The sequence below is a fragment of the Fibrobacter sp. UWH4 genome, from assembly GCF_900142475.1.
GTDB lineage: Bacteria > Fibrobacterota > Fibrobacteria > Fibrobacterales > Fibrobacteraceae > Fibrobacter.
The window spans coordinates 16164-28938 of the sequence record NZ_FRAY01000002.1 but is presented as its reverse complement, the minus strand read 5'-3'; the positions used below and the strand labels follow the sequence as shown (position 1 = coordinate 28938).

Annotated in this window: 9 protein-coding genes; 6 read left to right on the top strand and 3 right to left on the bottom strand. The window is 47.3% G+C overall.

Translation table 11 applies throughout. The annotated features are described in order from the left end of the window. Positions 1–3 precede the first annotated feature (3 nt). Positions 4–663 carry an HAD family hydrolase gene (locus BUA93_RS02915; protein ID WP_072977312.1) on the top strand — a complete coding sequence of 220 codons (660 nt, stop codon included), beginning with the start codon at positions 4–6 and terminating at the stop codon, positions 661–663. A 324-nt stretch (positions 664–987) separates the two neighbouring features. Beyond that, positions 988–2103: a hypothetical protein gene (locus tag BUA93_RS02910; protein WP_254793821.1), complete on the top strand. Its 1116-nt coding sequence runs from the start codon at positions 988–990 to the stop codon at positions 2101–2103. Here BUA93_RS02910 and BUA93_RS02905 read toward each other — a convergent pair. Genes BUA93_RS02905 through dcm form a run of 3 tightly spaced genes read right to left on the bottom strand, consistent with a single transcriptional unit; the run spans position 2055 to position 6523 of the window. Beyond that, complete coding sequence (locus BUA93_RS02905) at positions 2055–3383, bottom strand: LlaJI family restriction endonuclease (RefSeq protein ID WP_072977311.1); 1329 nt, start codon at positions 3381–3383, stop codon at positions 2055–2057. The two genes, BUA93_RS02910 and BUA93_RS02905, sit on opposite strands and share 49 nt — an antisense overlap. Further along, positions 3376–5358, bottom strand: coding sequence for an AAA family ATPase (locus BUA93_RS02900; protein WP_072977309.1), 1983 nt, complete (start codon positions 5356–5358; stop codon positions 3376–3378). Before BUA93_RS02900 ends, BUA93_RS02905 begins: the two co-directional genes overlap by 8 nt. A 1-nt stretch (position 5359) precedes the next feature. After that, positions 5360–6523, bottom strand: a complete 1164-nt coding sequence (dcm, locus tag BUA93_RS02895) for a DNA (cytosine-5-)-methyltransferase (RefSeq protein ID WP_072977307.1) — start codon at positions 6521–6523, stop codon at positions 5360–5362. An 857-nt stretch (positions 6524–7380) separates the two neighbouring features. Here dcm and BUA93_RS02890 point away from each other — a divergent pair. The 4 genes from BUA93_RS02890 (at position 7381) to BUA93_RS02875 (ending at position 12771) form a co-directional block, all read left to right on the top strand. After that, positions 7381–8190, top strand: a complete 810-nt coding sequence (locus tag BUA93_RS02890) for a PDZ domain-containing protein (protein ID WP_072978061.1) — start codon at positions 7381–7383, stop codon at positions 8188–8190. Positions 8191–8667: 477 nt separating this feature from the next. Then, positions 8668–11133, top strand: a complete 2466-nt coding sequence (locus tag BUA93_RS02885) for a putative LPS assembly protein LptD (RefSeq protein ID WP_254793820.1) — start codon at positions 8668–8670, stop codon at positions 11131–11133. Between the two features lie 76 nt (positions 11134–11209). Further along, complete coding sequence (locus BUA93_RS02880) at positions 11210–11785, top strand: Maf family protein (protein WP_072977306.1); 576 nt, start codon at positions 11210–11212, stop codon at positions 11783–11785. Further along, positions 11785–12771 carry a helix-turn-helix domain-containing protein gene (locus BUA93_RS02875; RefSeq protein WP_072977304.1) on the top strand — a complete coding sequence of 329 codons (987 nt, stop codon included), beginning with the start codon at positions 11785–11787 and terminating at the stop codon, positions 12769–12771. The genes BUA93_RS02880 and BUA93_RS02875 overlap by 1 nt, the downstream gene beginning before the upstream one ends. Positions 12772–12775: the final 4 nt, after the last annotated feature.

Below are 12775 nucleotides of genomic sequence, written 5' to 3'. Positions count from 1 at the left end.
CGTATGGTTTGGCTGTTTGATTACGATTTAACTTTATACGGAACCGAGGAACGGTGTGTCATTAATTCCTTGGACCACCGTATTTCGCTGTTTGTGCAAAAGACTGTGGGTGGTGATTTTGAATCGGCCCATAAGGTGCGCACCGATTACCTGGAACGTTTTGGCACGACCCTTTCGGGGCTGATGGCGATGCATGGTACGGATCCCGACGATTTTTTTGATTTCATTCATGAGCCGGAATATTTGATTTACCCGAAAAAATCGCCCGAAAAGCTCGCCTTGTTACAAAGTCTTAAGGGACCGCATTTCGTTTTTACGAACGGCCGTCACGATTGGAGCGAAGCGGGCATGGCTCACATGGGAATCGATTCGGCGATTGATGGCGTATTTGATCTAAAACAGCTTGATTGGGTCGGAAAGCCCCACGACAGCGCCTACGAAAAAATGGAAAAGTGGCTTGCCGAAAGGCTTGCTGATATGGGGGTTGAAATGCCCAAGGATTCGCGCGAAATTGTGCTGCTCGAGGATTCGCTCCGTAACCTGGAACCTGCACATCGACGCGGCTGGACGACGATTTTCGTGAATCCGACCCCTGACACCCCCGATTGGGTGGATTATCACATTCCGCATTTGCTCAATTTACGCGATTTACAAATTGCCTAGCATTAGTCATCTTGGAGTGTGGAGTGGCCGAAGGGCTGAATTGCCCAGCATCAGTCATCCTGGAGCGTAGCGACGGGATCCAGTGTGGATCCCCTCCCGCGCTGACGCTTGGTCGAAGATGACGTTTCGGGGAAGGTGCGGGCTGTTTCTGTCGAGGATGACTTTTTAATATGCAGTCATCCTGGAGTGTGGAGTGGCCGAAGAACTGAATTGCCCAGCTTCAGTCATCCTGGAGCGAGTGCGAGGCCGAAGGGCTGAATTGCCTAGCTTCAGTCATCCTGGAGCGTAGCGACGGGATCCAAGATTTTGTATTTTATTTCCTGTATGAAGTTTTCTACTCTATTTGCTGTAATTTGCCTTTTGGCGGTGTCTTTTGCCGCCGCAATGCCTGAACCTGCTAAGCGCAACGGCTTTAGCAACATGACTGTCGTGACGGAGTATTCTGAACTTTTAAAAGAAAAGAATGCCCGCAACGATTCACTATTGCCTGCCCTTGATGGCGACAAGGCCTTTGCCGAGGTGCTTCGCCTGAATCCTAATTTTTGGAGTTTGGGTGGCGCGCTCGACAAGGAAGCTTCTCTTGTAACCAAGCTTAACGCAAAAGTCATCTTTATTGACGGTATTCGCGAAGACCCCTTCTGCGAAATTGACAAGAATGCAGGCAATACCGCCGGCGAGTGGAACGTGCGCATTGGCGTGGACTTTGTTTCTGGCGGTTCCAATACGGTGCACATTCACGTGCAGCAGTGCCTGGATTATGTGCGAGACCAACTTGGTTACGCCATCAAGAAAGGTGACAAGGTTGTCTTTGTTCCGCCTAAGAAAGTGCTCGATAAAATCAAGGAAAGCGAAATTCCCGATGCTATCGATATCGACTTGCAACAGACGCTCCTGAAAGCCCACGAAGACGTGAACTTGACCGGCAAATGCCCCAAGGATATCGAAGCGTATATCATCTTGATGAATGTCTACGAACAAGTTAAAAATCAGAAGATGGACTATGTGGTCATTAACGACCAGCTGAACAAGCAACGCAACGGGGCTGGCCGCGTGCAGAGCTGCGCCTTTAGCCGCGAATGGAACAAGCGCTACCACGAAAGTGCAAGCTTCGAATGTGACTTCGATAACGACCGCTGCACCTACCGCCAGGAAAACGACGGCAACTCCGAATGGGCAATCAACTATGAGCAGGATCGCTTCGAGTACATTAACAAGAAGTTCCTTTTCTTCAACTTGAATCCGAAAAGCATCCACAAGGGCGGCACCATGCTTGACTTGCGCCTACTCCGCCTTTCCACGAATTTGTGGCTCGAAGCTTACTTGAACATGAAGGGCGATCCCGTGACGCTCGGCCTTATTATCGTCCCCGGCGGCGACAAGTCTATGGATGACTACGACGACGGCGAAAGCGATGAAGACGAAGGCATGATGTTTGAATAGTTGTCAATTTTTGCGGCAAGCTCCGCAATATCCTTGTCAGAGGACTTGGGATGCCGCTGCATAATGGAGCGGACATCTAGCAGGATCCCGTAGATGCGTTCATAGGGCTTTGCGTCTTGCGCATCGCCCTTTCGCCAATCACATTCCGCATAACCAAAATTTTCTAGACGATAACTGGTCTCAACATTACGCCCGTCTTCTGCCGCATACGGCAAAATAAACGCATTAAAGATGTCATTCCCGGCTTGGTCGGGAATATCCCTTAACTGGGTCTCAATAAATTCCGCATAGGCGATTTGCTTGAGAATGGACCCTGTTCCTGGCAATGTTCTTGGATACTGGTAATATTTCGCATCGAGAATAAATATCTTCTTGCAATCGTCAGTCAACTCCATGATCGTGTCAGGCCGCAAGGCGGTCCGCTTTTCGCTCCGCCAGTCAAGCGATTTTTCATCATTGTCGATTTTCCAGGTGCAATGCGGGAAATACTTATCCTTGTCATCTATACCAAACACATGGTCAATCAGACCTTCCCATACATATTCAAAGTCGTTCGTGCCGAAACTCGCCTTGCGGTTATCCTCGCGCTTGCCCATATAGCAGATGATGTCGAGCATGTTCTGGAATAGCAGCAGATGCTTTTCGTTGAAAGTGTTCGCCATGCGCGTGCGCAGCACTGAGACAAAAAGCTCCGCGTTGAACGGCACGATCGCCTTCTCGGGCTGCATAAAGCCAAAAAGACAGCCAATCTTTTCGTACGCCTCATAGACGCAGAACTTGTGAATCTGCGTTATCAGTTCATTTTCATTGTGAGCTGACTTCTTTGTCACAAAATCAAGATAGACAACGCTCTCGTTCGGAAAATCTCCGGCAATTTGCGGACGCACCTGCTTGATTGTTTTCGACCAATTTATTTTTCCGCCCTTCGCACGCTTGTAAACCGGCTCGTTTTCCACGTAATAGCCATGATTCAGAAAATAGTTGAAGACGTGGATGTAGGCATGTATCGGGAAGTGGACATTTTCGTCATTCAGCATGCGATTTTCACCTACGCCCAAGCTTTCCTTGGAATATGCGGAAAGCACCGAGACAAGGTTCAAAATGTCGTCACGATATTTTTGTTCCTCATCAGAGGATGGTCTTGAATAGCCGAATGGGAAATAGACCTTCAAGTCGCCGTCATTATAACGGATGCCGACAAACTCGTCCTCCTGCTTGAGTCCATAGACACAAACATCGCTCAGTTTCGGACGGGAATGTTTCGGTTCCTGATTAGCCATTTGTTACGGAAGTATCATTTTGAGCGGGGGTGTCAGGCGTAGTCAAAGAATCATTCTGTAATTCGCTTATGCGCCCATCTTTAAACACATTGAATCCATCATCCCCATTGAATTTCTCAACCAGTTCTTCCAATGTAGTTACATCATTGAATTGGTTCGGCCTATCAAACTTGAACGCATCGTCCCAAAGGTACTTGAGCACCTTTTCGGCAAAATTGTCCGATTCCGTATAGAACCATCCGCCAAGCCGCTTGTCTTCCATACTAGAAAGGCCATTCGCCTGTGCGGAATCCATGATGACTTCGTTTATCGCCTTACGGAAGTCGCCCCACTGGACATTTGTGTCAATAGTTTCTTCTCCGCTTTCGGTCTTTTTGACCTTTTTAATTATTCGACCGTATTGAGCAGCAGAATCTCCTGTATTTTTCAAGTCATTCGGGATTTGTTTCATTTCCCAACGGCGCTGGAATGCGTTGTCAAGCGTAAACACATTCTGGTCGCTGGTGTTCATCGTTGCATAGATGGAAAGATTCGGCGGAAGACGAATGGCCGTATTGGCCGTAAAATGAATATGTTTAGATTTGGGTGTAAAGCCATTTTCGTTCTTTTCTCTCCATGTGACCGTCACATTTTCAGATTCAATATCCATGGATTTATAAAGTCTTGGATTTAAGTCTCCCGCAGAGCCGGTAACATTCGAACAATGCTCAGGTTTTTCTTGTGAAATGACAACTTGACTTCTGATATATGCATTTACATCCTGATTATCTACGCCATAAGAACTCCATCCTTTTCCATAGATGTGTTCCGAAGATACCTCATCTGCATTTTCATCAGCATCAAGTCGATCCAATAGTTGGAACATTTCGCCAAATATGGCAGCAGCATTACCACGATTAATTTCTTCAATTACTAAGTAAAAATTCTCATCGGGATTGAGGTAGGCCCGACGAACAATCTCCGTAAATGGACCTGGCTTGAATTTATACTCGACTATCGAGCGACCGTTTGTATCGATGTTGACTTCGGGAAGAATTTGTCCTACAAAATCTGCATTGCTATATTCCGGGTGAAAGACCGTTCGTATTTTGTTGTAATCAGGAACATTTTTTAGTTTTTTCTTTATTTCATGGCTCTTGCCGCATCCCGGAACACCGTAGTAGATGGTTTGGGTGGGGGTGAAGGGAACTTGAAAAGTCGAATTATCATTTTCGATTTCATCATCTTCATCAAAATCATCATTCTGTACTTGAATATCAGGATAAACAATGCCGCTATTTTGATAAAAAGATTCTGTTAGCTCTCCTTCTTGAACAGCCCTTTTAAAAACACCTCGACCTTTGTCTATTTCGGAATATAATTTATCGGATATTCCCGTTTTAGCGATTGTTTTATCTATTACTTTTTTTTCAAATCGATCTAAAATTTGCGAATATTTAAAACCATAATATTGAGCCCCTCGAGATGTTTCTCTTGCTTCTTTTAATCTTTCCGCAAGAACATCAACAACCTGATCTTCATTCAATCCATTAAGAAAAGAATCATCGACCAACGGATACTTAAAAATTTTTTGATGGCTACATTTTTTTATTTCCAGCAGGGCCTTGTCAACGGTTTCTACCGACAATTGGATTACACCTTCACGATACTCTAAATCATTCGCCCAAGAAACAACTTTATTGACCGTTTCAAAAAAAGGTCTTGTCTGTACACCACATAATGATTTTGCATGATTATCTGAGAAATATTTTTCAGAAGAATCTCGCCATTGAGATTCTATATAATTCTCTGGGAATGCATCAAGATGATCTCGAATGTCTTTTAAAGAAGTCATAAGACTTCCCGATGTAAGATAAAATTCCTTTGCTGCTCCACGTCGTCCGCTATTAGACATGCTTAGACAAAAAGAGGTTGTTGTTATATTGAGTGGAAACAGGCTTTCCAATTCATTTAAATAGTTTGCAAGTGTTTTCATCTTACACCTTCAGTAATTGTTTCTTAATTTCTTTCGCAAGCGTTCTAATCACAGGAACAGCGACACTATTGCCAAATTGATGGTAAGCTTCTTTATCCGATACAACAATTCTCATCGTTGGCAGCCGATTCTTGTTGTTCTGATTCTCTGCCGCTTCAGCATACTTCCAACCATTGCCAACAATCTTATAGCCCTGCAATCGACCGGCCTCAACAGGCGTTAGTTTTCGAGGATTTTTATTTTTATCAGATTGATCTATAAGAATTTCACTACCGTCTTTCCAGTAGCGTGCTGAAATGGTGCTGCAATAGGTCGCGTTTTCCTTAAACAGCGAATAACCGAAGCCTTTCCCGTTTGCACGATTTCGTTCTTTCCTGAGCTGATGTCCTATCCACATTTTATCGCTGATGGTCATCTTCTCAGGAAGGGATGCATCCGGTTCCAAAATATCACCAACTTTTGTCGGTATGGATTTATCTAAAGAATCCTTATCAAAGATGGATTTCAAGTTCGAATCTAAACCAATCGGAAACATAAAGTCATCTACGGGGCATTGCTTTTTGTCCCAACAAACAAAAAAGAGCCTTTCTCTATTTTGCGGCACGCCAAAATACTTGGCATTTAAAACCATCGTTCTGACTTCATATTCCAAATCATCTTTTAACACTCGTAATAATGTTTCAAGAGTCTTCCCATGATCATGATTTTTCAGACCTTTGACATTTTCAAGGAAGAGTACTTTCGGCTTTTTTCCAGTCTTTATTTTATGGTCAACTATAGCGGCGATGTTAAAAAAGAGAGTTCCACGAGTGTCTTCAAAACCTTTGCGTTTCCCCGCAATCGAAAAAGCTTGACACGGGAAACCGCCGCACAGAACATCAAAGTCTGGAACCTTATCCAATTGAACGTCGTTTATGTCAGCATTAAAAAACTTGTAATTACCTTCGCTATCTTTTTCAAAAAGAGATGGCTCAATGGCCTTGTAATTTTCTTCATAAGTTATGCGAGCGTTCTTGTCCCATTCACTTGCAAAAACGCATTTCCCACCAACGGAATGCATTGCTGTGTGGAATCCTCCGATACCAGCAAACAAATCGATGAACTTGAACTTCGGTTTGCTTTTGTCGTCCTTGACAACCTTTTTACTCGGCACTTTTCGCTCCATTTTGAAAGTGAACGAGTTCACTCTCGCGGGAGCGGTTCTAGCCGATTCGCGTGACCGGGGTGCGGGCAAAAAAGAAAAGGCGGGGAGCCGACTCACTCCTCGCCTAAAAGCGCGACATTTTCAAAAGAATACAATACACCCGCACAATCTTGCAATGGATTGCTTCACCCTTTCAGGGTTCGCAATGACGTTGCAAAACATCCCAGGCGGATACAATACGCCCAGGGTACACTACGCCCATGCAATCCATGGGCGACGGCGAGTCATTGTCTTATTCTTATAACCGTGAAAGTGTCTAGTTTTCAAGAGAAGAACAAGAGCGATACTCAACGAGCGTTCACCCTCGTTCTTGCAGACTCTTCCAAGCTTTTTCTGGATATAAAAAAGGCGTGGAGTTGAATGCACTTACCTCTTGAAGGCCTAGACTGCCTGGTTACAATAAGCGCAAACAACTCACGCCCCATAAAGGCCGCTTGCCTACAGGCAGATTTATAAAATATGCATGTACCAAAACGATGCGGCAGGCTTGCGCCGGTCGCAGACGTGAGCGTCCGCCCCATTCTCCGCAACCATGAAAGTGTCTAGTTTTCAAGAGGAGAACAAGAGCAAAAACTCTATTTTCATCCAAAATATAGATTTTTGGAATGGCAAAAGATGACACTTGTCGATTTTGTTGTAAAAAAGCGACCTAAAATCGTGAAAACCGGCCCCTGAGGATCGGTTATGGAATAAAGGATGCGTTTCTTCTTTCGTTTTTGTCAACTGTTTGCCGTTTTGGGATGTTTTCTTGACAAATGGAGTTGCCGAAACGATTAAATAATATATATTTAGGTTGAATGGATTTTCAAGGAGAATTTATGAACAAGTTTATCAAGGCTTCTCTTGTTGCAGCGATGCTTGCGGCTCCGATTATGGCTGACGAAGAGTTCGGCGGTATCGGCGTGACAATTTACCAGACTCGCGACGGTGTCAAGGTGGCGGAAGTTATTCCGGGCACTCCCGCCGCCGAAACCAAACTTCAGGCCGGCGACGTGATTACTGCCGTCGACGGTGTGAGCCTCAAGGGCAACGACATCGAACAGTCCAAGTCTATGCTCCGCGGTCAGGTGAACAAGCCTCTCGAAATTACTTATACGAGCGAAGGTGAATCTTATACGACTGTCATCCGCCGCGCCCAGATTACCGTGAAGGATCTGGAAAGCGAAAAGGTGGAATCCTGGTACAAGAAGTCTGAGTTCAACGCTCAGGAACTTGAAACCTATGCTGCCGCTACCGAAAGCAATAGCAAGCAGCTCGTTGCCGTGCTCCAGCAGGGTTCGCTGGTCGCTACCGACAAGAACGTGAATGCCACGAACCTGAACGGCATTTATGTGCAACGCGCGAATGAATTCGCTCCCAAGGCGAGCAAGCAGCTGAACAAGCCTGCCTCTTCTTCGCTTAAGGGCTTCAACCGCAAGTCTATCAGCTTCAACCTGTCTTCTGCGGGGAATGCTGTCGTTACGATCTTGAACTCCGATGGTGCTGAAGTGGCAACCCTCCGCGCCGACAACGCCCAGCCGGGTTTCAACACGCTCCGCTGGAACGGTGAAAATGTCCCGAGCGGCCGCTACCTTGTTCGTATTGACCACAACGGCTCTGTCTCTGGCAAGAACGCCGTTCTGAAGTAGTTGATCGCCTTTAATTGCTGATTAGTCGCTATTGATGTAGGCTCCCGACGAAGTCGGGGGCCTCATTTTTGTACGAACTGCTGGGATGGTGTTGGTTGAGGGGGTAATTGGAAAAAAAAGACCTGTTTTTGGCAGGGTGTACCTATAAAATGGTCTGAACACGGAGTCTTATAGGTACATTTTAGAATTTTTGAATAAACTAACAGCTCTTTGTAAGCCCTATTGTAAAGGAAATGAAATGTTGTACCTATAAAAACCGGAATCTTTAGCTGTTTATAGGTAAAAAAAGATGATGCAATGCTCATGGCAAGTTTGTACAAAGTAATATCGTGCCTATAAATGCTGTCATTTGGTTGCGTTTATAGGTACAGTGTTGGAAAAATGCCCTTTTGGAGGCCTCCAAGAAGCTCATTCTTAGGGAACAAAGTGTTTTTTGTTGTTTTTAATGGTCTCCTATTTGCTACATTATGCCGCAACGTGATTTTATCTGGAACCCATCGTATTCTGTGGGCCTTTTTGGCATTATGGATTATGTCCATCGCCGCTCCGACCGCCTTCGGCCAGGAGATGACCCGCTTTGAACTCGAAGAACGGGTGCAGGAAGAAGAGGACACGACCGAGGTCGACTGGATGAATGACACGACCGGTGTCGACACGATCGAGTACCGTGCGGTGGACCTCGTTTACGATGTGGACAAGTCGACCTTTAACTTGAACAATAGCGCTCAGCTCAAGTACCGCACGGCGACCCTGGATGCCGATACGATTATGTTCGACCAGGAGAACAGCATCTTGGCGGCGAGCGGTGATCCGGTCCTTCGCGAAACCAAGAATCCGTCGCTTTCGGGCATGCGACTCAAGTACAACATGAAAAGTCGCATCGGTGAAATCTACTATGCGACCACTTATCAGGACAACCAGCAACTGAACGGCATGGAAGTGCGTAGGCTTCCGGACCAGCGAATTCAAATTGCGCGCGGAGACTTTAGTACCTGTAACGATTCGACGCACCAGCACTTTTATTTCTACGGCCGCCGTATGGTGGTGAAGCCCAAGGAAACCATTACCGCGCGTCCGGTGGTGTTGAATATTGCCGATGTGCCCGTGGCGGTGCTCCCGATGATTGTTGCTCCCTTGAAGAGCGGGCGCAAGTCGGGTCTTTTGACGCCTAAGTTCGGCGGTGACCAGAAGCAGGGTTACTACATGAGTAATATCGGCTTCTATTATGCACCGAACGACTACTGGGATGCGACGGTCAAGGGTGACATTATTGAAGGCGACGAAGCTCGCTTTGAACGTTCGACACTCACAGGTGAAGTCCGCTACAAGAAACGCTACGTGCTCGATGGAAACCTCTCCTATACGGCGTATCTTGAAGAGTTTGATCTGGGAAATAGTGGGTACGACATCCGCTTTACGCATAACCAGAACTTGACTCCCGACGGCAAGCAGACCTTGAGCGGTTCGGGCTCGTTCGTTTCGAGCCAGAGTATCCGTAAGGACAAGGCGCTTGATGCGGAAACCATCCTGAACCAGCAGGCGAACGCTCAGCTGACTTATTCGGGAAAGTTCGGTACTAACAAGAGCCTGACGATTAAGGCTCGTCAGAGCCACAACCTGGTGACCGACATGATGGAACGCGAAATCCCTGATATCCAGTACCGTATGAGCGGTCAGCTTTTTACCTTCGAGGTCGACGAGGACGAGGAAGCCTACGAGGACGGTTCGTTCATCAGCTACATGGAAAAGTTCAACTATAGCTTCAACAACCGTTTCAACTATTACACCAAGCGGGCGCGCGACACGGTGAATGCGGTCGATACGACTGCTGAATATGTGGGCTACACGGGAACATATTCCTTGGATTATTCGGGCTCGCTTTTCGATGTCATCAACATTACGCCGCGCGCAAGCTTTACGGGTTACTGGACGGGAACGGGGTGGATCAATCCCGAGGATTCGCTGAAGTACCGCAAGCGCTATATGAGCCTTGATCCTGAACACGATGAATATGGCCAGGTGGCCTACAACCACAATTACAGCATCACGGCGGATACAAAACTTTACGGTATTTGGGTCCCTGAAATCGGACGGTTTACCGGGGCACGACATGTGCTTTCGCCGAGCGTGTCCTATACGTATGCGCCTGAAATTGATACGGTGAAAAAATTTGCGCCGCATCCGCTGTTGGGACAGACGCCTTACCAGATTGAACAGAAAACGGTGGGCTTTGGCCTCAACAACGATTTCGACATCAAGTACCTGAAGGTGGTGGGACATGCGGCCGATACCACCAAGGGCGATACGGCGAAGGCGGTCGAGGATCAGTATGGGACTCGTCGCTTGCTCACCACTCGCCATAATGTCTCGTATAACTTCGCGGCAGATTCCCTGCAGTTCTCGGATATCACATCTTCTTTCGGTTTTCAGATTTTGCCCGATTACCTGTTTACGATTAATACGCGTCATAGCGTTTACCATAAATTCACGGACGAGCCGAACAAGGTGCAGGTGCCGGAGCTGACCTACTGGGGCTACGATTTTTCGAAACGCTTTAGTTGGAGTGGCGATTTCAACGGAGGCCTTCCGTCGCAGATGGGCAAGTACGAAATGCTTAAGTGGACCTTCGGCTTCGACTATAGCTATAGCTTTAGCAGCACTCGCGTAGCGCGCGACTTGTTCCAGGATCGTGTGACGCATTCGACGGGAATCAGCGCGAGCCTGCAGCCGACACGCAACTGGGAAATGACTTACAGCACCCGTTACAACTATAACGAAGGCCGCTTCGTGACGCATAGCTTTACCTTTAACCGAACGCTGCATTGCTGGCAGCTTGACTTTAGCTGGACGCCTACGGGGCCTGCCGCAGGCTGGAGTTTCTCGATTTACGTGAGGGATTTGCCGGACATCAAGCTGAATGCGGGTAGTACGGAGACGAATTAGCGATGAGGGCGCACCTGCGGTGCTTTGAGCAGTGAGGTCGGTCGCAGAAAGCTCCCTCTGAGTAAAAAAGGATGCTATGATGGGAAAAACGAAAGTGATTTTAGCGAGTGGGTCGCCGCGACGCAGAGAAATTTTGCAGTTGATCGGCGTCAATTTTGAAGTGGTTGTTTCGAACGAAGAAGAAAAGCCGACTTCGACGAATCCCCTCGATTTTCCGAAAGAAAATGCGTCAATCAAGGCGCTTGCCGTTTCGCGCAAGATGCCCGCTGAAATTGTTCTCGGCTTTGATACGCTCGTGTTTCTGGATGGAGTGCCCCTCGGAAAGCCTCACTCCGAAGCGGAGGCGCTGGATATGCTACGAAAGTTGAACAATCGTTCGCACAAAGTAATTACCGGTGTCGCCATTGCCCATGGTGGGCAAATTCTCAAGGCGGAATGCGAGGAAACAGAGGTCATTTTTAGAAACTGTTCCGATCAGGAACTCGAAAAATATGTAAATTCTAGGGACCCGATGGATAAGGCGGGCGCTTACGGAATTCAGACTGGTGGCGCAAGGCTTATCAAGGCAATTCGGGGGTGTTATTACAACGTTGTGGGACTCCCTGTGGCGAGGATGCTCCAGATGTTGGGTGATTTGAAGGTAGAGGTATAATGTCGAATCCGGCAGAAAAAAGCCCCGATGAAAAGCTGGGCGCGTTTATTGCAAGAGTCCGCGAAGAACGCGGCATGAGTGTCGAAGAACTTTCTGCGGCGACCAAGGTGTCTGTCGCTTATATCAAGTCCATTGAAGCGGGAGACTGGAAGGCCTTCCCGGTAGCGGCGTACGTTCGCGGTTATCTGCATTCCATTAGTAACAAGTTGAATTTGGATCAGCAGCAGGTGCTCAAGGCTTACAATGCCGAAAGCGGTGCCCCGGCTCAAAATGATTTTGAAGACGTTTCGGGCGGCCAGAAGCTTGCTCCCCTCAAGGATGGCGAAATCAAGAAAAAGAGCATGGCCGTGCCTGTGGTGCTCGTGCTTCTCGTACTGGCATTCCTAGTTGCGTCTCACTTCCTTGATTTGGAATCTTTGGCGACGAAACAGTCTAGCGAGCAGCAGCCCGCTGAAAATGTTCCTGCCGCTGTTGAAGATTCGATGACTCAGGAAATTCCTGATGGTGCCGAAGCGGTGCCCGCCGATTCCCTGGTGAATGATTCTGCCGCAAAGGACTCCGCTGCAGACCGTTTTGCGGTCAATGCGACGGTGAGCCAGGCGGTGGTAGACGAAGCGGTGAAAAAGTCTGATTTGCCTGCATCTGCAACGATTTTCATTTCTTCGGATTCCAAGAAGGATTCTGTTGCAGTTGAAGAAGCTCCGAAGACCAAGAAGACGAATTTCTTGCTGGTCGGTTCGGGTGAAGCTCTTTCTTGGGTTGGGCTCAAGCGCCGTGAAGATTCGAATTCTTTCCTCAAGGAAGCGAACATCTCCAGGGCGGGTGTCAAGATGGTGTACAACACGAACGATACTTTGTGCGTGACCATCGGCGAACCCAAGGCGATTGCTAAAATGTACCTGAACGGAGTCGAAACTCCGCTTCCCGAAATGAAGTTTGGCCGTGTTACGCGTTTCCGCGTGTTCGGTGGCCGTATCGTTAAATAATTGA

Excerpts from the sequence above, each read along its gene's own strand:
- BUA93_RS02915 (WP_072977312.1), top strand. The coding sequence starts at position 4 with ATGGTTTGGCTGTTTGATTACGATTTAACTTTATACGGAACCGAGGAA.
- BUA93_RS02910 (WP_254793821.1), top strand. The coding sequence starts at position 988 with ATGAAGTTTTCTACTCTATTTGCTGTAATTTGCCTTTTGGCGGTGTCT.
- BUA93_RS02905 (WP_072977311.1), bottom strand. The coding sequence starts at position 3,383 with ATGGCTAATCAGGAACCGAAACATTCCCGTCCGAAACTGAGCGATGTT.
- BUA93_RS02900 (WP_072977309.1), bottom strand. The coding sequence starts at position 5,358 with ATGAAAACACTTGCAAACTATTTAAATGAATTGGAAAGCCTGTTTCCA.
- dcm (WP_072977307.1), bottom strand. The coding sequence starts at position 6,523 with ATGGAGCGAAAAGTGCCGAGTAAAAAGGTTGTCAAGGACGACAAAAGC.
- BUA93_RS02890 (WP_072978061.1), top strand. The coding sequence starts at position 7,381 with ATGAACAAGTTTATCAAGGCTTCTCTTGTTGCAGCGATGCTTGCGGCT.
- BUA93_RS02880 (WP_072977306.1), top strand. The coding sequence starts at position 11,210 with ATGATGGGAAAAACGAAAGTGATTTTAGCGAGTGGGTCGCCGCGACGC.
- BUA93_RS02875 (WP_072977304.1), top strand. The coding sequence starts at position 11,785 with ATGTCGAATCCGGCAGAAAAAAGCCCCGATGAAAAGCTGGGCGCGTTT.